Source organism: Edwardsiella piscicida, assembly GCF_021733145.1.
In the GTDB taxonomy this organism is placed as follows: domain Bacteria; phylum Pseudomonadota; class Gammaproteobacteria; order Enterobacterales; family Enterobacteriaceae; genus Edwardsiella; species Edwardsiella piscicida.
Map to the genome: position 1 here is coordinate 2917864 of NZ_CP090968.1, position 19619 is coordinate 2937482.

A 19619-nucleotide genomic window follows, 5' to 3' on the forward strand; every position below is an offset into this window, starting at 1 on the left:
CCAATAATATGATTCAATTCAGGAGTGATTTATGTCCCGCGATATTTTCAACGATTCCCCCTATCACGCCGCCGAGATCCTGCGCGCGGCAAAGCCGGATTTCACGCCGCGCATTGCGATGATCCTCGGCTCCGGCCTGGGTCCCTTAGCCGACCACCTGGACGACAAAACCTGCGTCGCCTATAACGCTCTGCCGGGCTTTCCCGTCAGCAGCGTCAGCGGGCACGCCGGTGAGGTGGTCATGGGTACGCTGCACGGCATTCCTCTGCTGTGCATGAAAGGCCGCGGCCACTTCTATGAGGGCGCCGGCATGGGGATCATGACCCAGGCGGTACGCACCGTTAAGCTGCTTGGCTGCGAGCTGATGCTCTGTACCAACGCCGCCGGCTCACTCAATCCGGCCATTCCGGCCGGTTCACTGGTCGCGCTGAGCGATCACATCAACACCATGCCGTCAACGCCGCTGGTGGGAGCGAACGACGAGCGATTCGGCCCACGCTTCTTCAGCCTGGCCAATGCCTATGACGCCGCGCTGCGCCAGCGACTGCACGCCTCGGCCCGCGATCTCAGCCTGACGCTGCACGAGGGCATCTATGTGTCCTATCCGGGCCCCAACTTCGAAACCGCCGCAGAGATCCGCATGATGCAGCGCATGGGCGGTGACGTTGTGGGAATGTCGGTCGTGCCCGAGGTCATCGCCGCCCGCCACTGCGGGCTAAAGGTGCTGGCCGTCTCCGCCATTACCAATATGGCAGAGGGGCTGGGTGACGTTGAGCTCTCCCATGAGCAGACGTTGAAATGCGCGGCGATGGTCACCGACGACTTTATCCGTTTAATAAGCCAGTTCGTAAAGAACTCTCGCTGATCCCCTGCCACCGGCAGGCCGTTCGCCTGCCAGGAGAACCGCAGATGCAACATCATGACCACTCCCGCGGCAGACTGAATGCCATTTCCTACCTGAGCTACTATTTTGTCGGTGCGCTGGTTTCGACCCTGGGCATTGTCCTCGGCCCTCTGTGCGTCGCCTTCCAGAAAGATCCGAGCTTTATCGGTCAGATCTTTACCTTAATGAATATCGGCATGTTTATACCGATTATGTTCGGCGGCCTACTGATCAAAAAGTGGGGGCTACAAAAGCCGCTGGCGGCGGCGGCGCTATTCACTATCATCATCAGCATCGTCCTGTTCACGACTCCCACGCTCACGCTGTTCAGCGTGGCGGTCGCGGTAATCGGCGCCTGCGGCGGTATCTTTATGACGATAGGAAGCTACCTGGTCGTCCGCATCAATCCCGATGAAAAAAGTCGCTCCTCGAGCCTGATTTTCACTGACTTTTTCTTTAGCCTCGCCGGCGCAACGCTCTCCTTCCTTCTAGCGTGGATGTTTACACTCGGCGCTAGCTGGATCGCAATGTATGCCATCATGGGCGCGCTTGGCGTGCTGATGCTGCTCTTCGTCCTGCGCGCTCGCTTTCCCGGCGAGGAGACAGCGGCGCAGCCGCAGGCAGAGGCCCCCGCCGCGGTCGCCGCAGAGCCATGGGGCATATCGGTATGGCTTATCTGCCTGGCGCTGTTTCTATTCCTGCTGGCGGAGCCGATTTTTACCCTGTGGACTCCGGGATACCTGCAGCTACGCTTTGCCATGCAGCCCGAGCAGGCCGCGCTCTACACCACCGTATACTGGGTGAGTAAGGCTATCGGCCTCTTCCTGAATCAGTTCACCGTCAAATGGATGAGACTACGCACCTTTCTGCTGATCTGTACCGTTATCGGCATGGGGTCGATCGCGCTGATTAGCAACGGCGCCAGCGCCAGCCTGATCCTGATCGCCTGTGGCACCTTCGGGTTCTTTAACTCCGGCCTATTCTCGGGGCTGATGAGCTACGGCTCGCTGCAGGTCCGCCGCAGCTCACCGACGCTGATCTCTGCGCTGCTCACCTGCGGTACCGTCGGCACCCTGCTGTTCGCCAGCGTCTCCTCGCTGATCAATAGCCGCTTCGGTCTGCACGGCGCGCTCAATAGCGCCACCGTTGCCTACGGTCTGCTGCTGCTGACGCTGCTGAGCGCCGCGTTTTTCAGTAAGGCCGAACGCCTGCAGGCGAGCGCCCCCGCCGTTTGACAGGCGTGAGAGGGAGGGCAAGAATGGGCGCTCCCTCTCCCTACGTGACGACTCTCATGACCGAGCCCGCGCTCCTCAGCCGTATCCGCCTGCGCATGCTGCGCTACTTCCAAGTGCTCGCCGACGAGCTTCACTTTGGTCGGGCCGCCGCCCGGCTCAATATCTCCCAGCCGCCGCTCAGTATGCAGATCAAGGAGCTTGAGACGATCCTGGAGGTCGAGCTCTTTGAGCGATCCAGCCGACGCGTCGCATTAACGCACGCCGGAAAGGTGCTGAAAACCGAGGTCGATCGCCTGTTCAGCGCAGCAGAGCAATCGCTGAGCTACGTGCGTCAAATCGGCCGACGTGAAAAGCAGCATCTCAATATCGGTATCATCGGCAGTGCAATCTGGGGGGTCTTGCTCACCCGGCTCAAAACGTTTCGGGAGCACCACCCAGACATCGACTGGATCCTTAGCGAACTCGCCCAGCAGCAGCAAATCGCCGCCCTACGCGCCCGAACGATCGATGTCGCGATCAACCGCAATGTCATCCCCTGCGCGGAGGCGAATATTCGCTGCCAGCTCATCGCCCGCGAGACGATACGCTTAGCGGTTCATGAGGATGACCCGCTGGCGCGCCGCCGCCGGGTTTCGCTCCACGAACTGGTCGCGCGGCCGTTTATCTCGCTGTCGTTTAATCAGGGGGATTTTGCGCGCCAGGTGCATGACGCCTGCGTAGAGCACGGCTTTCACCCGCTGATCGTCCAGCAGGCGTCCGAGCCACAAACCGTGCTGGCGCTGGTGAGCGCCGGCAACGGCGTCGCGCTGCTGCCGGAGACCTGCGCGATGATCGACTGGCCAGGCGTCGCCTTCGTCGCGCTGGAGGAGACGATCCCCGCCGACCTCTACGCCCTGTGGAATGACGAACCGCAGCCGGAGATACTCAACCAGCTGCTGAGCGCGCTACGTGGCTAGAGCGTGGGTGAGCGCCGTGCCGATCCGCGGCGCCCTGCTGCCGTGAACCCGCAGCGCGGCGCATCCCGCCCGGGGCAGGCCCGTCGAGGGCGCCGACTCATCGTTCACGACACTGCGTCAGCGTACGTCGCTGCCGCCCCATCGCATCAAAATTGTCCTCCGCCAGCCACGCCTGCAGCGCCGCATCCACCTCGGGCCACTCCCTATCAATAACCGAGAGCCAATCGGTGTCACGGCTGCGCCCCTTGCGTACCATATGCTGACGGAAACGCCCCTCAAACGTAAAGCCAATACGCTCCGCCGCCCGACGCGACGCCGTATTCAGCGCATCACACTTCCACTCCACGCGACGGTAGCCAGCGCTAAACGCCTCGCGCAGCAGCAGCCAGATGGCCTCCGTGCTCAGCGTCGTGCGCTGCATACGCGGCGACCAACTAACGTGGCCGATCTCTAGCGAGCCATTCGCCGCATCGATCGCCATCAGGCACACCACGCCAACCGCCTGCCCGGTGTGCAAATCGACCACCACGAAGGGGATCAGCGACGCGTCATCCACCTTTTTTTGCATCCACGTCTGCATCGCGACCACCGATGAAGGACGCACGCTGCTCAGCCATGTCCAGTCGCGATCGCCCTCGGCCTCGGCAAAGGCGGCGAACAGATCGGCGGCATCGCGGCGGGCATCCATGGGAACCAGCCGGCAGGTGCGTCCGCTAAGCGCGCTCCCCGCCAAAACGCCGGCCCCTAGCCAGTCAGGAAGCGCCTCTCCAACACGTTGCCCATATTCATTGATCTCATTCATATGGCATCCCCTCGCTCTTGTTATCCGCCGAGTATATCCCCCCTTGGCCCCCAAGATCTTGGCACTCCCGCAGAAAGTAGCGTATTCACCGCGGCGGTGACCGGGACCGGGGGGGCAATAGGCTATGTCATCCTGAACAGAGGGCCATCACATAGCACGATGCGTTATCTCCCGAGCCCGTCCGGCAAGGCCACCGAAGATAGCCATCAGCAGCGAAATAACGGCGAGAGCCGCCAGGGGAATATGCCAATTACCGCTGATATCATGAATTTTACCTATCAACGGTGGCCCACAAGCGGCCAGGAGATAGCCTACCGACTGCGCCATCCCCGAGAGTGCCGCGGCCTGATGCGCCGAGCCGGCCCGTAGCCCGATAAAGGTGAGACCGAGGATCATCGTCGCCCCAGAGCCAAAACCGAACATCAGCGTCCACAGCACCGCCTGCGCGGGCAGCAGCCAATAACCGATCGCACTGAGACCACACAGCAGCGCCACCAGAATAGCGATACCGCGCTGATCTCTTAACGTATGCAAAATGAGGGGAATCAAAAGGCCCGGTAGCGCGGTAGCCAGCTGTAACACGCCATGCAGCGATCCTGCCTGTGCATCGCTATAGCCAAGGCTGATCAGAATGGCGGGAAGCCAGCCGATAATCACATAATAAACCAACGAATTAAGCCCAAGAAAGAGCGTCACCTGCCAGGCTAAGGCTGAGCGCCAGATGGCTTTATCATGCAAACTCCGTGCCCCGGTCATCTGCGTTGGGTGCTGATTACGCCACTGTGGTAACCACACGATCAGCGCCAACAGCGGAAATAGCATCAGCGCCAGCAACGCGCCTCGCCACCCCAAACCATACAGCGCCAATGGCACAACCAGCGCGGAGCCGAGCGCGGCAGCCCCGCCCATGGCCACGGAATAGGCTCCGGTCATCTTGGCAACATGATCAGAGAAGTCACGCTTAATCAGCCCCGGTAGCAGAACATTACCGAGCGCAATGCCGCTACCAATAACGGCTGTACCGATAAACAGCCAAGCAGGCGAAGGGAGGGCGCGTAGAACAATCCCCAGGCAAATTAAGATCAGTGCGGCAAACAGGCTGCGCTCAATGCTGAAACGTCGCGCAATACCGGCCGCCAAGGGGGAGATCAGACCAAAGGCCAGCAATGGCAGCGTCGTCAACAGCCCTACCTCGGACGTCGTCAAATCGTAGCCCGTGCGGATAACATCCAACAACGGCGCAGCACCGGTAAACGTCACGCGCAGAGTGGACGCGATGAGCATAATGCCGATGATCAGGAGAATATTGCGCTGATATAACGGGGGGGTTTTTAACATGATCTTCTCTGGTCATCAGGGGAGGCCGCCACAATAACGTTTTTCATACCTGTTTCAATCAAGCTAAAATGACAATTTATCGCTAATATCGGACAAAACATGATAGGCCTTGGGCTTGATGGCTACGAACCCGACCTTCACCATGACGCCGCGGTGGCGTTCCGTATCCAGGTCACCGCTGATGAACAGTTTACGCCTGAGCACCAACACCGTAAGGGGCAGCTGATTTTGGCGCTGCACGGTGCGATTACCTGCGAGGTAGAGGATGCTATGTGGATGGTGCCACCGCAGTATGCGGTATGGGTTTCCGGGCAGACGCGACACAGTAACCACGCCACCCCCAATGCCACCCTGTGCTTTTTGTTTATTGAACCGAGCGCGGCGGCGATGCCCACTCACTGCTGTACGCTCAAAATCTCTCCCCTGGTGCGGGAGCTCATTTTAACGCTGGCGCAGCGTGATCGTGTGGCGCGGGAGCACCCTGCAACGCAACGCCTCATTCATGTGCTCTTCGATGAGTTGCCACAGCAGCCGCAGGAGCAGCTACACCTGCCCGTGTCTAACCACCCTAAGATCCGCCTGATGGTCGATACGATGGCCGCTGAGCCTGCGCAGTGGCAGACGTTAAAGCAGTGGGCGACACGCTTTGCCATGAGTGAGCGCAATTTAGCGCGTCTGATTACAAAAGAGACCGGGCTCAGCTTTCGCCACTGGCGGCATCAACTGCAGCTGATACTGGCGCTACAAATGCTCGTCTGCGGCCAAGCCGTTAACCAGGTAGCCCATGCGCTGGGCTATGAATCCACCACCGCTTTTATCACGATGTTTCGCAAGGGATTAGGGCAAACACCCGGGCGCTACCTCAGCACACTGGCAGCCAATACCCCGTAAGTGCGGCTACCGACGCATATGTGAACACGATATTTTTATACGAACGTGGCATCACCAGATGCAAATAGGGAGAAGCCCGAGTGAACAGCACTCGGGATAATCTATCCGCCGGGGTAAATGCGCGGGGTAAATACCTTGAGGCCGGTAAGCAAGGGAGACCAGGCGATAAGGGAAGCCAGGCGATACCCTGTTATTGAGCGCTGATGATCCGCTCACAGATCAACTCGTCATCCATCACTTTGATGACATGGTTTATCCAATAACAAAAATCACTACCGACGTAGATGAAATGGCATGGGATCACATCAACGCGTTAGCACCGATTATCCCATATGATTTACGCTAATACTGGATAGGTCTCAGTCCCGTTCTAAAACGCCCCCATTCCTGTTAGAGATCGCCCAACATACTGATTTTCTCCCATACGGCCCCCAGACATCCCTGCGGGCGCCGAGCGACAAGCGAGAAAATCCTCGGTACATAAAGAAAAACCCTCTGTAAACACAGAGGGTTGATTTCAAACTTACCCGCGCATAAAAACACAGGAAGGGCTATCGGCTTATTCCCACTCGATAGTGGCCGGCGGCTTACCGGAGATATCGTACACCACGCGGGAGATGCCGTTGACTTCGTTGATGATGCGGTTGGAGACCCGCCCCAGGAAGTCGTAAGGCAGGTGCGCCCAGTGCGCGGTCATGAAGTCGATGGTTTCCACCGCACGCAGGGAGACCACCCAGTCATACTTACGGCCATCGCCCATCACCCCGACGGAGCGCACCGGCAGGAAGACGGTAAACGCCTGGCTCACCTTGTTATACAGGTCGGCCTTGTGCAGCTCTTCGATGAAGATGGCATCGGCGCGGCGCAGCAGGTCGCAGTACTCTTTCTTCACTTCGCCCAGCACGCGCACGCCCAGACCCGGCCCCGGGAACGGGTGGCGGTACAGCATGTCGTACGGCAGCCCCAGCTCCAGACCGATCTTGCGCACTTCATCCTTAAACAGCTCTTTCAGCGGCTCGACCAGACCCAGCTTCATCTCTTTCGGCAGACCGCCCACGTTGTGGTGCGACTTGATCACGTGCGCCTTGCCGGTGGCAGAGGCGGCGGACTCGATCACGTCCGGGTAGATGGTGCCCTGCGCCAGCCACTTGACCTGGGGCAGCTTGGTCGCCTCTTCATCGAACACCTCGACGAACACGCGGCCGATGGTCTTGCGCTTGACCTCCGGATCGGCGATGCCGGACAGCGCAGAGAGGAAGCGCGCTTCGGCGTTGACGTGGATGATGTTCAGACCGAACCGATCGCCGAACATGTCCATCACCTGCTCGGCTTCGTTCAGGCGCAGCAGGCCGTTGTCCACGAAGACGCAGGTCAGGCGCTTGCCGATGGCGCGGTGCAGCAGCAGCGCGGTGACAGAAGAGTCCACGCCGCCGGACAGGCCGAGGATCACCTCGTCGTCGCCGATCTGCTCACGCATGCGGGCAACGGCGTCTTCGATGATGGTGGCCGGGGTCCACAGCGCGGCGCAGCCGCAGATCTCCAGCACGAAACGCTGCAGCATATGCTGACCCTGATGGGTATGGGTAACCTCCGGGTGGAACTGCACGCCGTAGAAGCGTTTTTCCTCGTTGGCCATAATGGCGTACGGGCAGGTTTCGGTGCTGGCGACGGTGGTGAAGTCAGACGGGATCGCCGTCACTTTGTCACCGTGGCTCATCCACACGTCCAGCACGGCGTTGCCGTTGGCGCTGAGGGCGTCCTGAATGCCGTCGAACAGACGACCCGGCGCCGTGACCTCGACCTTGGCATAGCCAAACTCGCGCTCGGTGGAGCTTTCCACGCGGCCGCCCAGCTGCATGGCCATGGTCTGCATGCCGTAGCAGACGCCCAGGACCGGGACGCCGGCCTGGAATACGTACTCCGGCGCACGCGGGCTGCCGGCTTCGGTGGTGCTCTCCGGGCCGCCGGACAGAATGATGCCGCTGGGGTTGAACTCGCGGATCTGCGCTTCGCTGACATCCCACGCCCACAGCTCGCAGTAAACGCCGATTTCACGCACGCGACGGGCCAATAACTGGGTGTACTGTGAACCGAAATCCAGGATCAGGATACGATCTTGATGAATATTTTGCGTCATTAGGGGCTCTGTATTGGCAAATTGATCGGGCAAAACGGTACAAACTCAGCGGGCCCGACGCTGCGCCGGGCCCGGCTCGCCGGGTTAAGAACCCAGACGGTAATTCGGTGACTCTTTGGTAATGGTCACGTCGTGCACGTGGCTCTCCTGAATACCGGAGCCGGTGATTCGCACGAACTGCGCCTTGGTGCGCAGCTCATCGATGGTGGCGCAGCCGGTCAGCCCCATGCAGGAGCGCAGGCCGCCCATCTGCTGGTGTACGATCTCTTTCAGGCGGCCTTTATAGGCCACACGCCCTTCGATGCCTTCCGGCACCAGTTTATCGGCGGCGTTATCGCTCTGGAAGTAACGGTCGGAGGAGCCCTTAGACATCGCGCCCAGCGAGCCCATTCCACGGTAGGACTTGAAGGAGCGCCCCTGGTACAGCTCGATTTCCCCCGGGGACTCTTCGGTCCCGGCCAGCATGGAGCCGACCATGACGCAGGCGGCACCGGCGGCCAACGCTTTGGCGATGTCGCCGGAGAAGCGGATACCGCCATCGGCGATCACCGGAATGCCGGTCCCTTCCAGGGCGGCGACGGCGTCAGAGACGGCGGTGATCTGCGGTACACCGACGCCGGTCACGATACGGGTGGTACAGATTGAGCCCGGGCCGATACCCACTTTGACGGCGTTCACCCCCGCGTCGGCCAGCGCCTTGGCGCCGGCGGCCGTCGCAACGTTGCCGCCGATGATCTGCAGCTGCGGGAATTTAGCGCGGGTTTCGCGAATGCGCTGCAGCACGCCTTCGGAGTGACCGTGAGAGGAGTCGATCAGCAGCACATCGACGCCGGCCTCGACCAGCGCGGCGATGCGCTCTTCGTTACCGGCACCAGCGCCGACGGCGGCGCCGACGCGCAGGCGGCCATGCTCATCCTTACAGGCGTTCGGCTTGCGCTCGGCCTTCTGGAAATCTTTCACGGTGATCATGCCGCGCAGGTGGAAGCTATCGTCCACCACCAGGGCCTTCTCAACGCGCTTTTCGTGCATACGCTGCAGCACCACGTCGCGGGCTTCGCCCTCTTTCACCGTCACCAGGCGCTCTTTCGGCGTCATCACGGCGGTGACCGGCTGCTCCAGGTCCGTCACGAAGCGCACGTCGCGGCCGGTGATGATCCCCACCAGCTGGTTATCTTCCGTCACCACCGGGTAACCGGCAAAGCCGTTACGCTCGGTCAGGGCCTTCACTTCGCGCAGGGTGGTGCTCGGCGTCACGGTCTGCGGGTCGGTCACCACGCCGGATTCGTGCTTTTTCACCCGGCGCACTTCATCGGCCTGGCGCTCAATGGACATGTTCTTATGGATAAAGCCAATGCCCCCTTCCTGCGCCAGCGCAATGGCCAGACGCGCTTCGGTGACGGTGTCCATGGCGGCGGACAGCATAGGAATGTTCAGGCGAATAGTGGCAGTCAGCTGAGTGCCAAGTTCGGCGGTGTTCGGCAGAACGGTAGAGTGGGCAGGAACTAAGAGAACGTCATCAAACGTCAGGGCTTCTTTAACAATACGTAGCATGGGCAATATCTCACCAGAGAGGAAGGTCAAACCAGATTTAATATTGCCGCGGCATTATACAGGCCGAAACCGGTTGCCTCCAGTATTTTTTTCATAAATATCTTGCGATGCATAGCCATGCATGTAGTATCGACTAATTAACAGTATGATTTTAAGTTTGATCTAGGTCACATGACGCAGCCTGTTACCCCCACCATCTTTACCGTCAGCCGGTTAAATCAGACCGTACGCCAACTGTTGGAGCTGGAGATGGGGCAGATTTGGCTGTCGGCCGAAATCTCCAATCTTTCCCAGCCCGCCTCCGGTCACTGGTATTTCACCCTCAAGGATGACAAGGCACAGGTGCGCTGCGCGATGTTTCGTAACAGCAACCGCCGCGTGACCTTTCGCCCGCAGAATGGCCAGCAGGTCTTGGTACGCGCCAGTATCACGCTGTATGAACCGCGCGGCGACTATCAGCTGATCGCCGAAAGCATGCAGCCGGCGGGCGACGGCCTGCTGCAGCAGCAGTTCGATGCGCTCAAGCAGCATCTGCAGGCCGAAGGGCTATTTGACGTCGGCCACAAACAGCCGCTGCCGTCACCGGCGCGCTGCGTCGGGGTGATCACCTCCGCCAGCGGTGCGGCGCTGCACGACGTGCTGCACGTACTGCGTCGGCGCGATCCGGCGCTGCCGGTGGTGATCTATCCCAGCGCGGTGCAGGGCGCCGAGGCGCCTGGGCAGCTGGTGCGCGCAATTGCGCTGGCCAACCAGCGCGCGGAGTGCGACGTGCTGATCGTCGGGCGCGGCGGCGGTTCCCTGGAAGATCTGTGGAGCTTCAACGATGAGCGGGTCGCGCGGGCGATCTTCGCCAGCCATATTCCCATCGTCAGCGCCGTCGGCCATGAGACCGACGTCAGCATCGCCGACTTTGTCGCCGATCTGCGTGCGCCGACCCCCTCGGCAGCGGCCGAAGTGGTCAGCCGTAACCGGGACGAACTGCTGCGCCGTCTGCTGAGCCAGCGTCAGCGACTGGATATGGCGCTGGATTATACCCTCGCGCGCCGCCGTCAGCGCCTGCAGCAGCTGCATCACCGCCTGGAACAGCAGCACCCCCAGCTGCGTCTGGCGCGCCAGCAGGCGCGACTGCTTAACCTGCGCCGTCGCCTGGAAGAGGCCATCGATACCCGACTGCGCCTGGCGGAGCGGCGCTGGCGTCTGAGCGGAGAACGCCTGCAGCAGCGCTCTCCGGCGCATACCCTGCGCCAGCAGCAGTACCGCCTGCAGCAGCTCAGCCACCGTTTAGAAAGTCAGCTGCAGCGCAGCGTGGCCGCCCGACGGGAGCACTTTAGCGCCCTGTGCGCACGTCTGGAGGGCATTAGCCCGCTGGCGACGCTGGCGCGCGGCTTCAGCGTAACCCAGCGCGATGACGGCCTGCTGCTGCGCCGCCGTGAGCAGGTCGCACCGGGCGATACCCTGCGCACCCGCCTGGAAGACGGCTGGGTCGAAAGTCAGGTTACCGCCACCCGCCCCTTGACCGCCCACCGCCCCCGCAGGGCAAAGCGCAGCGCATAAGCCTCCCGTTGAGGCTATCCCTGCCGCTGCATCATGCGGGCGGTGGCGATAGCCTCGATCAGCTGACGCCGGTTAATCCGCGCAGATCCGCCGTCCAGCAGACGCTGCCATAGCCCGATCGCCCGCGGATAGTCCGCCAGCATAAACGCATCCGCCGCCAGCAGCATCAGCGCTGAAACCTCTGCCGGATCGAGACGCAGCGCCATGCTGATATCCTCCTGCACCTGCGGCGTCATCTGCTGCCCGGCATCGTAGTAGCCCGCCGCGGCCCGCGCCGCCCACAGCTCAGCGCTATCGGCGCGCAGCGCGATGGCCCGATCGTAGGCGCGCAGAGCGTCGCGACTCTGTCCCAGCCACAGATAGTGCTGCCCCAGCGCCGCCCAGGCCTCACCGCTGTCGGGTGCCGCTCGCACCGCCTCCCAGCGCTGCGTCAGCATACGATCCGCCTGCTGCTGGGGGGTAAACTGTCGCTGCGGATCGTCGCGCAGACGCTGCGCCTGCAGCACCGATGCCGCCCGTCCGCTCAGGCCATAGCCCGCCAGCGCCAGGCTCAGCGCCAGCGTCGGCAGCAAAAGCGCGCGCCAGAGGCTCATCGCCGCCTCCGCCATAGTCCGACGACGATCATCAACAGCAGCAGCGGCGGCAGTCCCCACAGCAGCGCCGTATGGCGATTGACGGCGGGTCGATAGCGCACAAACTCGCCGTAGCGCGCCGCCATGAAATCGACGATCTGCGCCTCATCTTGCCCCTGCGCCACCCGGCGAAACACCTCATGGCGCATCGCCACGGCCACCGGCGCATTGGACTCAAGCAGGTTCTGATTCTGGCACTGGGGGCAGCGCAGCTGGGCGGCGATGGCCAGCCCTTGATCGCGCGCCTGGGGCGAAGGAAACGCCCACGCATCCACCACCTGCGCCCGCGCGGCACCACACAGCAGCAGCAGCGCCCAGAGTCCCCCGCTAATGATTCTCATGGCTCCCTCCGTCGCGTCCGCAGACACAGCAGCGCCCCGGCGATCATCAGACCGCCGCCGCACCAAATCCAGCGCACCCCCTGACGCAGGTACAGGCGCAGGGCGTAGCGATCGCCCTGCTTTTCCACCATCAGGGCATACCACTCATCGCGCCAGCTCCAGCTGATGCCCGGCTCAAACATCTGCTGGTTACGAGCCAGATAGTGGCGTCGCTCCGGATACAGGCGCGCCACCGTCTCTCCCCCCCGCTGCACCCAAATCTCCCCGCGCTCGGCGGTATAGTTACCGCGCGCAAACTGCGTTACCTCCCGCAGGGTAAAACGGTACTCCCCCAGCTGCGTCGACTGCCCAGGCGCCAGCGCCACGCTGCGCTCCTGCTGCCCGGCGGCGTGCAGCCCGATCCCCAGCGCGCACAGCAGCGCCCCCAGGTGAGCCAGGCGCCCACCCGCCCCCACCCTATGCCGCAGCCCGCCATACAGCATCAGCGCCAGCGCCAGCAGCGCGAACGGCAGCAGTACGCCGTTAAAGTAAGGCGCGCCCACCGAAATCCGCCCCCAGCCCAGCAGACCGTACAGCATGGGATACAGCGTGCCGATCAGCACGATCAGCGCCGCGGCGCTGAACAGCCACAGGATCCCCTGCAGCGACAGAGAGACCGGCGCCGTCACCGGCGTCAGCCGCCCCGCAGACAGGGCGTACAGCGTCAGGGCACCGACGGAAAGGCCGCCGAACAGCAGCAGCAGCGCCAGCGCGCGCGTCTCATCCAAAGCGAAGGCATGTACCGACAGCAAAACGCCGGAGCGCACGATCAGCGTGCCCATCAGGGTAAAGATCAGCGATGTCAGCGCCAGCAGCAGCGACCAGTGCGCCAGCGCGCCGCTGCGCCGGGTGACGCTCAGGCTGTGCAGCAGCGCCGTCGCGCTCAGCCAGGGCAGCAGCGAGGCGTTTTCCACCGGATCCCAAAACCAGAACCCACCCCAGCCCAGCTCGCTGTAGGCCCACCATGACCCCAAGATGATCCCGGCGCTCAGACATCCCCAGGCCGGCAGCAGCCAGCGCCAGCAGCCGTCAGCCATCGCCTGCGCCGTCTGGCGCGCCAGCAGCCCGGCCAACAGGCGGGCGGCGCACAGGGCCAACCCGCCATAGCCGAGATAGAGCAGCGGCGGATGGAAGATCAGCCCAGGGTGCTGCAGCATCGGGTTTAGATCGCGCCCCTCCGCCGGTGCGGGAAACTGACGCGCGAAGGGATCGCCGAGGGTGACGATAAACAGCAGAAAGGCGCCGACGATCAGCGCCATCAGCCCCAGGGTATAGGCGTTCGCCTGTGCCGCCTGACGGCGGGCGCACAGGGCATACAGAGCGCTCCATCCCGCCAGGCACAGCAGCCACAGCAGCAGCGACCCCTCGTGGCCGCCCCAGGCGGCGGCCAGCTTTAGCCCGCGCGCCAGCGCGGAATGGCTGTGCTGAGCGACATAGCGCAGGGAGAAATCATCGGTCAGCAGTGCCAGCAGCAGCAGCGCAAACCCCGCCGCCGTCAGCGCCAGCTGAGCCAGCGACCCGCGCCGTGGACATAGCGCGGGCAGGCGTCGCGCCCACGACGCGCCGCTCGCCAGACTCAGCAACGCCGTCAACAGGCTGACGCACAGCGCCAGCAGCAGGACAATAAATCCCAGTTCAGGCCACCACAGCACACCGGCTCCTTAGGGGGTAGATTCGCCTCATCGCCAGCTCAGACCACCGTCAGCTGCCCAGCGTACAGGATGAACAGATGCAGCAGCAGCAGGCCGCACAGCGTTATTCCACTCCCCAGGAGGATGCGCAGGCGCAGGCTGCCCCGCGTCACCAGGCGCAGCATTAGGGGCAGGATAATGCCAATGCCGACCACGCCCAGCCACAGCCACCAGCTCCAGAAGCCGCCGTCCACCAGCGTGGCCAGCGCCCGCTGCTTAGCCGCGTCGCCCTGCGCGAGCCCCAGCACAAACAGCAGCAGCAGCGCCAGCAGCACGCCCCCCAGGGGAGCCTCGATACGGCGCAGGCGCGCCTGCTCCTGTGCCACGTCGTCACCGTGCAGCCACAGCGAGGCCAATAGGGCTACCGCCACGCCACAGCTCAGCGCGGCGCACAGGAACAACGCGGGCAACAGGGGCGAGTTCAGCATCGGGTAGGACTTCAGCGCCGAGAGCAGCAGACCATTATAGATACCCAGCAGCAGCGCCAGGATCAGCAGGAGGATAGACAGCGGGCGACGCAGCCCCTGCAGGCGCATCAGCAGCGCAGACAGGCGCAGTGCGCCCGGCAGCCGACGCTGCAGCAGCCCGGTCAGCGTCGGCGTAAACCACAGCGCCAGCCACAGCAGCAGCAGCGGCAGGTAGAGCTGGAACAGCAGCACCCGCACGGAGAGCACCGAACTCAGGTTATAGTGCAGGCTGACCTTCCAGAACATCCACGGCCGCGTCAGATGCAGCGCCAGCATCAGCAGCCCCAGCATGACCGTCAGCGGCGCCAGCCACAGCGTGGCGCGCATCACCGCGCTGGCCTCTGCGCGCGCTCCGCGCCAGCCACGCGCCATGACCGCCAGCGCAACCAGACCGGCAGAAACGCTGACCAGAAACAGATCGATGGCGATGGGCCAATCCCAGACCAGCGACGGAAAATGAAACGGCGATGTCATGGGGTCACCTCCCCGTAGCGGAACGGAATGCGATACAGTTTCGGGCGGGTGCCCAGCGCCAGCTTGTAGCGGTAGCTCGGCTGTTCACGCAGCAGTCGGCTCACCGCGCTGGCGGGATCGTCGAGATCGCCAAAGGTGAGCGCCTGAGTCGGACAGGCCAGCACGCAGGCGGGCTCCTTACCCGCCTTCAGGTTGGTTTTACGGCAAAAGTCGCACTTATCGGCGGTGCGAGTCTGCGGGTGAATAAAGCGCACCCGATAGGGGCAGGCGGCGATGCAGTACTGACAACCGACGCACAGCTCGGGATTGACGTCGACAATACCACTGGCGGCGTCGCGGAACGACGCACCGGTCGGGCAGGCGTTGACGCAGGGCGCATCGTCACAGTGCTGGCAGGAGTGGCGAAAGAAGCGGTATTTCACCTCAGGAAACTGGCCGATGGGCTCGCTGCGGATGATCTCCAGGCGTGATACTCCGGCGGGCACCCGGTTAACCTCGCGGCAGGCTTCCATGCAGGCGGTGCAGCCGATGCAGCGGTTTTCATCATACACCATGCCCAGCCGGACGCCCTGCGGCGTCACGGCGGAGGCCACCACCCGCGGCAAGGCGCCGCCGGAGAGCGCCATGACGCCCAGCCCGGCGATGAAACGTCGGCGGGAGCAACTCATGGGCGCAGCTCCTTACCCGGCATTTTCAGCGTCACCGCTGCCGGATCGAACGCCGGGTTATCCTGCTGCTGGCGGTGACAGTCTACGCACAGCGCGACGCGCTCGCGCTCGTTCAGCCGGATGACCGGATCCGACTGCGGATGCAGACTGTGACAGGCAGCGCAGTTCACCGCGGTCAGATGTACGTCGTGCGGCCAAAACGCCTTTTGCAGCTTCTCCGGTAGATGGCAGGACATACACACGCTGTTTTGCTGTGCTGCGCTGTGCCCATCGAGGTTGAAGCGCATCACGTCCGGCGCGCCGTCGCGATGACGTTCAAGGGAAACGTTGCCATGGCAGTTGCTGCAGGCGATCGCCGAGCCGGTATTGGGATTCAGCTCCTGGCTATGGCGCCCGTGCAGGCGATCCTGCGGCGTTTTATGGCAGTCCAGACACCCCTGATTGGGATCGCGCTGTAAAACGACCTCGGCCTGCTTGGCCGTCGCCCCCTCGCCCGCCGCTGGCGGGGTGGAGAATGACGGGGTGGAAAGCAGCAGCCCACTGACCAGCGCCCCGGCGGTAAATAACGAACGCAGTAGATTCATGATGACTCCATCTGCAGTGCCCCGCAGCGCGGGGCGCAGGGGTTAATGGTCCAGGCGCCCGGCGCTGCGCGCCTGGGCTTCCCACTCAGGAACAACCGTATTCAGGAAAGTCTGCTTTTCCTGCGTAAACTGCTGCATATTCATCCCCAGCGCCTGCTGCGCCTGCGCCTTGGTGGAGATATCCGGCAGCGGTACCGCATCGTTGACGCCGTGCTTAGCCAGCACCCGTACCAGCTGAGTACGCGCATTGGCCGCCTTGTCCAGCGCGGTGCCCAGCATCCGCAGCGCGACATCCGGCGCATGCATATGCACGCCGTGGGAGGCAATAGAGAAGTCCCAGCGCCACTGGGCGTGGCGAATATCGGTCAGGATCGGCTGCATTTCGGCCTCGCTGGCACCGGCGGCCCAGGCGGCCTTGGCCTCAAAGTGCGCCCGTACCAGCTGATCCTCGACCTTCAGCTTGATCTCATTAACATCCTGCTTGCGCTTGGCCACGGTCTGCTGCAGCGTCGCTTTATCCTGGGTATGGCAGGTCCGGCAGGTCTGCTCAAAGCTATCGAACGGATTGCCTATCTTATGGCTGGTGTACAGCTTGCCTTCGGCGTTCTGCACCTTCGGCATATGGCAATCGACGCAGGAGATGTTGTTCTGCCCGTGGATCCCGGCGCGCCACGTCTCATACTCTGGGTGCTGCGCCTTCAGCATCGGCGCCTTAGAGAGCGGATTAACCCAGTCGGTAAAGGCGATGCCGTCGTAATAGGCCTCGATCTCATCGACGCTAGTGCCCTGATCCCAAGGGAATTTGACGGTTTTCTCTTTGCCGGAGAAGTAGTACTCCACGTGGCACTGACCGCATACCATCGACTGCTGATCGATGCGGTTGGCTTTATCGAACGGTTTGCCTATCGCCTCCAGCGCTCGCGCGGCGTAGGGGCGCGACAGGTGCAGGGCCGGTTTACCGGCGGCAAAGTCATCGGAGGCGGTGTTATGGCAGTCGGCGCAGCCCAGGGCATTGACGATCTCCGGCCCACCGCGCGCCCAGGTGCCGTGGAAATAGGCCGCTTCACCCTGATCGGCGATCATCCGCGCCACGTCCGGACTCTTACAGCTCCAGCAGGCCATCGGCTGGGGCCCATCCTCCGGCTTCATCGGCGCGCCGGTGCGCAGGGTCTCGCGCACGTCGGTCAACGCATAGGCGTGGCCGCGCGGCTTGTTATAGTCCTTGGCAAAGGCGTAGCCGGCCCACAGGATCACCAGGCGCGGATCCTCCGCCAGCGCATCGCTACGCTCACTCTGGTCGGCGGTAGCCTTCCAGGAGGCATACTGGTCAGGGTGCGGCGCGGCGAAGCGATCGTTGCGCGCCTCGACCTTCGGCGGCGCCGTCTCTGCCGCGGCGGCGGCATCCGCGGTGGCCGCCTGAGCCCCCCCGCCAAACAGCGCCAGCGCGGCGCCGATCAAAATACGCTGCAGCGCATTGCTTACCTTAATCATAAGCATTCCATCCAGAGTTATATCCCTGTCGCACGGGTCATGGCACGCAGGTTATGAGTTATACATCGCACATCCGTGGGCATCAGGGTGAAAATAGATTCACCAAGTAGATAAAGTAATCCCAGCCACCGCGTATCGAGCAATATCACCCGACAACCGGAAAATAAAAAACACCCCACTCCGTGCGCAGCTTAATTTTTATTTGTCACGCCTAGCATGAATAGCAAAACCCGGATAAAAAATATTGTTTTCGATCAATGCGGATAAATACCACACGGAGCAAAGGTGTATTCTGTAATTTAAAACACGGAGAGAATGTAACAGAAGATTTATACAGAGAAATTATGCAGAAATTACGACATAAAGAATAAAATCTATAAAATCAAATCACAATAAATAAAAAATACCCCAATCGGGGTATTTAAATTCAATTTAAAATGAATCTGTATTTAGCAAGGAATATAGCGTATATGCAGCACCTGCTTTTTAGAGATTAGTCCATGCCCATGCGAGCAGAAATAATCAACGGCGCCGCACGCCTTCAGCACCTGTAGCGGCTGCTGACACTGGGGACAGAGCGCCTCGCGGCGATAGGCCTGGCGGCAGGATGGACAGAAAAAGCCCCCATCCTGCTGCCACTGTAGCTCATGCTGGCACTGCGGACAGCTAGCTTGCATCACACTCTCCTAAATAACGCCCCACTGGCGCAGGAAGTAAAGCCCCAGCGCCGTGGTAAAAAACGATCCCAGGGTCGTAATGGCGATAATATTCGCCGCCAGCGTCGCATTGCCGCCCATCGCCCGGGTCATCACGTAGCTCGCCGCCGCCGTCGGCGTGGCGCTCAGCAGAAAGATCACCCCCAGCGTAACATGGCGGAAACCGCAGAGCCAGGCGCCACCGGTCAGCAGCAGCGGCACCAGCAGTAGCTTGGCCAGCGAGGCATACCCCGCCACGTTCGAGGCGCCGAACATGGCGCGCCAGTCAATGCTGGCGCCGGCGCACAGCAGCGCCAGAGGCAGGGCCATGGCGGAGAGGAAGTTGCCGGTCGCGTGTATTACCTGCGGCATCGCCAGGCCAGCCGCGCTCCACAGCAGCCCCAGTACGATAGCGATGATCAGCGGATTGCTGACGATCCCACGCAGCATGGTGCGCCAGCCGATCCCACGCTGAGCGTCGCCGTACAGCGAGCGCGTCAGGGTGATCACCGACAGGACGTTGAACAGGATCACCGTCACTGCCATGTAGAGCGAACCGATGGCAACCCCCTCGCTGCCGTAGGCGCTGGCGCAGTAGGCTAGGCCGACGATCGCCGTATTGGCGCGAAAGCCGCCCTGAACAAAAATCCCCCGCTCACGCGGATCGCGTACCAGCCAGCGCGATACCCACTCCAGCAGGAGAAAGCTCAGCAGCGTCGCCCCGGCGCCATATAGCACAAAGGGCAGATTCTGCCGCAGAGAGGCCTGTGCGGTGGCGATGCTGAAAAACAGCAGGCAGGGCAGCGACAGGTTAAACACCAGCCGGGTCGCGCTGTCGCAAAAGCGATCGTCGAGCAGCTGGCAGCGGCGCAGCAGTATGCCGATCAGCAGCATCAACAGGTTAGGAACGGTAACGCCAAAGGCAAAACTCCAGGTCTCCCAGGACATAGCACATCCTTGTTACAGGCGGGAAGGATATTGGGCGGCGCAAGGCCGAATCCGTCGACTGAGAGGGGCGTCGCATCCGCGCGCGACCGGGCCGCCGTAGGTGCTCACTCACCGACGGGAACCGCCAGGGCCCACTCCCGCCACGCGTGTCACGTGGGGTCAACATGACCGCCAACGACGCCCAGAGCAGGTATGATAAATAGCCTAACATAGGGCCGAGGCAAAAAAAACGGGACACAAAC

At 62.2% G+C, this 19619-nt stretch carries 18 protein-coding genes; 5 read left to right on the top strand and 13 right to left on the bottom strand.

The genetic code is table 11. From position 1 onward, the window contains the following. The first annotated feature begins 31 nt into the window (after positions 1 to 31). The 3 genes from xapA to L1P05_RS13325 are packed head-to-tail and all read left to right on the top strand — an operon-like array spanning position 32 to position 3074. Positions 32 to 865, top strand: coding sequence for a xanthosine phosphorylase (xapA, locus tag L1P05_RS13315; protein ID WP_012849604.1), 834 nt, complete (start codon positions 32 to 34; stop codon positions 863 to 865). Positions 866 to 909: 44 nt separating this feature from the next. Then, complete coding sequence (tsgA, locus tag L1P05_RS13320) at positions 910 to 2118, top strand: MFS transporter TsgA (protein ID WP_012849605.1); 1209 nt, start codon at positions 910 to 912, stop codon at positions 2116 to 2118. A 23-nt stretch (positions 2119 to 2141) separates the two neighbouring features. Continuing rightward, a complete protein-coding gene (locus tag L1P05_RS13325; RefSeq protein ID WP_012849606.1) occupies positions 2142 to 3074 on the top strand; it encodes a LysR family transcriptional regulator in 933 nt (310 codons plus the stop codon). A gap of 97 nt (positions 3075 to 3171) precedes the next feature. Here the strand turns inward: L1P05_RS13325 and L1P05_RS13330 are convergent, their stop codons facing one another. Together L1P05_RS13330 and L1P05_RS13335 are read right to left on the bottom strand one after the other, a co-directional pair. Further along, complete coding sequence (locus L1P05_RS13330) at positions 3172 to 3876, bottom strand: GNAT family N-acetyltransferase (RefSeq protein ID WP_012849607.1); 705 nt, start codon at positions 3874 to 3876, stop codon at positions 3172 to 3174. A 147-nt stretch (positions 3877 to 4023) separates the two neighbouring features. Next, positions 4024 to 5214, bottom strand: a complete 1191-nt coding sequence (locus L1P05_RS13335) for a CynX/NimT family MFS transporter (protein WP_012849608.1) — start codon at positions 5212 to 5214, stop codon at positions 4024 to 4026. Between the two features lie 99 nt (positions 5215 to 5313). On the opposite strand from L1P05_RS13335, the gene L1P05_RS13340 reads away from it, so the two are divergent. Continuing rightward, positions 5314 to 6105, top strand: coding sequence for an AraC family transcriptional regulator (locus L1P05_RS13340; RefSeq protein WP_012849609.1), 792 nt, complete (start codon positions 5314 to 5316; stop codon positions 6103 to 6105). Between the two features lie 559 nt (positions 6106 to 6664). Here L1P05_RS13340 and guaA read toward each other — a convergent pair. Continuing rightward, positions 6665 to 8242, bottom strand: a complete 1578-nt coding sequence (gene guaA / locus L1P05_RS13345) for a glutamine-hydrolyzing GMP synthase (protein ID WP_012849611.1) — start codon at positions 8240 to 8242, stop codon at positions 6665 to 6667. Positions 8243 to 8326: 84 nt separating this feature from the next. After that, positions 8327 to 9793 (bottom strand): IMP dehydrogenase, encoded by a 1467-nt coding sequence (gene guaB, locus L1P05_RS13350; RefSeq protein WP_012849612.1) that lies wholly within the window; start codon positions 9791 to 9793, stop codon positions 8327 to 8329. 171 nt (positions 9794 to 9964) lie between these two features. On the opposite strand from guaB, the gene xseA reads away from it, so the two are divergent. Then, positions 9965 to 11347, top strand: coding sequence for an exodeoxyribonuclease VII large subunit (xseA, locus tag L1P05_RS13355; protein WP_012849613.1), 1383 nt, complete (start codon positions 9965 to 9967; stop codon positions 11345 to 11347). Between the two features lie 14 nt (positions 11348 to 11361). On the opposite strand, the gene L1P05_RS13360 is transcribed toward xseA, so the two are convergent. The 9 genes from L1P05_RS13360 to L1P05_RS13400 form a co-directional block, all read right to left on the bottom strand. Then, positions 11362 to 11940 (bottom strand): TPR domain-containing protein, encoded by a 579-nt coding sequence (locus L1P05_RS13360; protein ID WP_012849614.1) that lies wholly within the window; start codon positions 11938 to 11940, stop codon positions 11362 to 11364. Next, positions 11937 to 12320 carry a heme lyase NrfEFG subunit NrfF gene (gene nrfF, locus L1P05_RS13365; RefSeq protein WP_012849615.1) on the bottom strand — a complete coding sequence of 128 codons (384 nt, stop codon included), beginning with the start codon at positions 12318 to 12320 and terminating at the stop codon, positions 11937 to 11939. The genes L1P05_RS13360 and nrfF overlap by 4 nt, the downstream gene beginning before the upstream one ends. After that, positions 12317 to 14011, bottom strand: coding sequence for a heme lyase NrfEFG subunit NrfE (nrfE, locus tag L1P05_RS13370; protein WP_012849616.1), 1695 nt, complete (start codon positions 14009 to 14011; stop codon positions 12317 to 12319). Before nrfE ends, nrfF begins: the two co-directional genes overlap by 4 nt. Positions 14012 to 14049: 38 nt before the next feature. Continuing rightward, positions 14050 to 14991 carry an NrfD/PsrC family molybdoenzyme membrane anchor subunit gene (gene nrfD, locus L1P05_RS13375; RefSeq protein WP_012849617.1) on the bottom strand — a complete coding sequence of 314 codons (942 nt, stop codon included), beginning with the start codon at positions 14989 to 14991 and terminating at the stop codon, positions 14050 to 14052. Then, the gene (locus L1P05_RS13380) at positions 14988 to 15659 is read right to left on the bottom strand and encodes a 4Fe-4S dicluster domain-containing protein (protein WP_012849618.1); all 672 of its coding nucleotides are present in this window, start codon (positions 15657 to 15659) and stop codon (positions 14988 to 14990) included. The genes nrfD and L1P05_RS13380 overlap by 4 nt, the downstream gene beginning before the upstream one ends. Then, positions 15656 to 16243 carry a cytochrome c nitrite reductase pentaheme subunit gene (gene nrfB / locus L1P05_RS13385; protein ID WP_012849619.1) on the bottom strand — a complete coding sequence of 196 codons (588 nt, stop codon included), beginning with the start codon at positions 16241 to 16243 and terminating at the stop codon, positions 15656 to 15658. Before nrfB ends, L1P05_RS13380 begins: the two co-directional genes overlap by 4 nt. Before the next feature lie 42 nt (positions 16244 to 16285). Beyond that, positions 16286 to 17734, bottom strand: coding sequence for an ammonia-forming nitrite reductase cytochrome c552 subunit (nrfA, locus tag L1P05_RS13390; protein ID WP_012849620.1), 1449 nt, complete (start codon positions 17732 to 17734; stop codon positions 16286 to 16288). 449 nt (positions 17735 to 18183) lie between these two features. Then, entirely contained in the window at positions 18184 to 18411 is a 228-nt protein-coding gene (locus tag L1P05_RS13395; RefSeq protein ID WP_012849621.1) for a zinc ribbon domain-containing protein, read from the bottom strand. 9 nt (positions 18412 to 18420) lie between these two features. After that, entirely contained in the window at positions 18421 to 19377 is a 957-nt protein-coding gene (locus tag L1P05_RS13400; protein ID WP_012849622.1) for an AEC family transporter, read from the bottom strand. Positions 19378 to 19619: the final 242 nt, after the last annotated feature.

What these genes read in the sequence shown, in the direction of transcription:
- xapA (WP_012849604.1), top strand. Translation starts at nt 32, where the DNA reads ATGTCCCGCGATATTTTCAACGATTCCCCCTATCACGCCGCCGAGATC.
- tsgA (WP_012849605.1), top strand. Translation starts at nt 910, where the DNA reads ATGCAACATCATGACCACTCCCGCGGCAGACTGAATGCCATTTCCTAC.
- L1P05_RS13325 (WP_012849606.1), top strand. Translation starts at nt 2,142, where the DNA reads ATGGGCGCTCCCTCTCCCTACGTGACGACTCTCATGACCGAGCCCGCG.
- L1P05_RS13330 (WP_012849607.1), bottom strand. Translation starts at nt 3,876, where the DNA reads ATGAATGAGATCAATGAATATGGGCAACGTGTTGGAGAGGCGCTTCCT.
- L1P05_RS13335 (WP_012849608.1), bottom strand. Translation starts at nt 5,214, where the DNA reads ATGTTAAAAACCCCCCCGTTATATCAGCGCAATATTCTCCTGATCATC.
- L1P05_RS13340 (WP_012849609.1), top strand. Translation starts at nt 5,314, where the DNA reads ATGATAGGCCTTGGGCTTGATGGCTACGAACCCGACCTTCACCATGAC.
- guaA (WP_012849611.1), bottom strand. Translation starts at nt 8,242, where the DNA reads ATGACGCAAAATATTCATCAAGATCGTATCCTGATCCTGGATTTCGGT.
- guaB (WP_012849612.1), bottom strand. Translation starts at nt 9,793, where the DNA reads ATGCTACGTATTGTTAAAGAAGCCCTGACGTTTGATGACGTTCTCTTA.
- xseA (WP_012849613.1), top strand. Translation starts at nt 9,965, where the DNA reads ATGACGCAGCCTGTTACCCCCACCATCTTTACCGTCAGCCGGTTAAAT.
- L1P05_RS13360 (WP_012849614.1), bottom strand. Translation starts at nt 11,940, where the DNA reads ATGAGCCTCTGGCGCGCGCTTTTGCTGCCGACGCTGGCGCTGAGCCTG.
- nrfF (WP_012849615.1), bottom strand. Translation starts at nt 12,320, where the DNA reads ATGAGAATCATTAGCGGGGGACTCTGGGCGCTGCTGCTGCTGTGTGGT.
- nrfD (WP_012849617.1), bottom strand. Translation starts at nt 14,991, where the DNA reads ATGACATCGCCGTTTCATTTTCCGTCGCTGGTCTGGGATTGGCCCATC.
- L1P05_RS13380 (WP_012849618.1), bottom strand. Translation starts at nt 15,659, where the DNA reads ATGAGTTGCTCCCGCCGACGTTTCATCGCCGGGCTGGGCGTCATGGCG.
- nrfB (WP_012849619.1), bottom strand. Translation starts at nt 16,243, where the DNA reads ATGAATCTACTGCGTTCGTTATTTACCGCCGGGGCGCTGGTCAGTGGG.
- nrfA (WP_012849620.1), bottom strand. Translation starts at nt 17,734, where the DNA reads ATGATTAAGGTAAGCAATGCGCTGCAGCGTATTTTGATCGGCGCCGCG.
- L1P05_RS13395 (WP_012849621.1), bottom strand. Translation starts at nt 18,411, where the DNA reads ATGCAAGCTAGCTGTCCGCAGTGCCAGCATGAGCTACAGTGGCAGCAG.
- L1P05_RS13400 (WP_012849622.1), bottom strand. Translation starts at nt 19,377, where the DNA reads ATGTCCTGGGAGACCTGGAGTTTTGCCTTTGGCGTTACCGTTCCTAAC.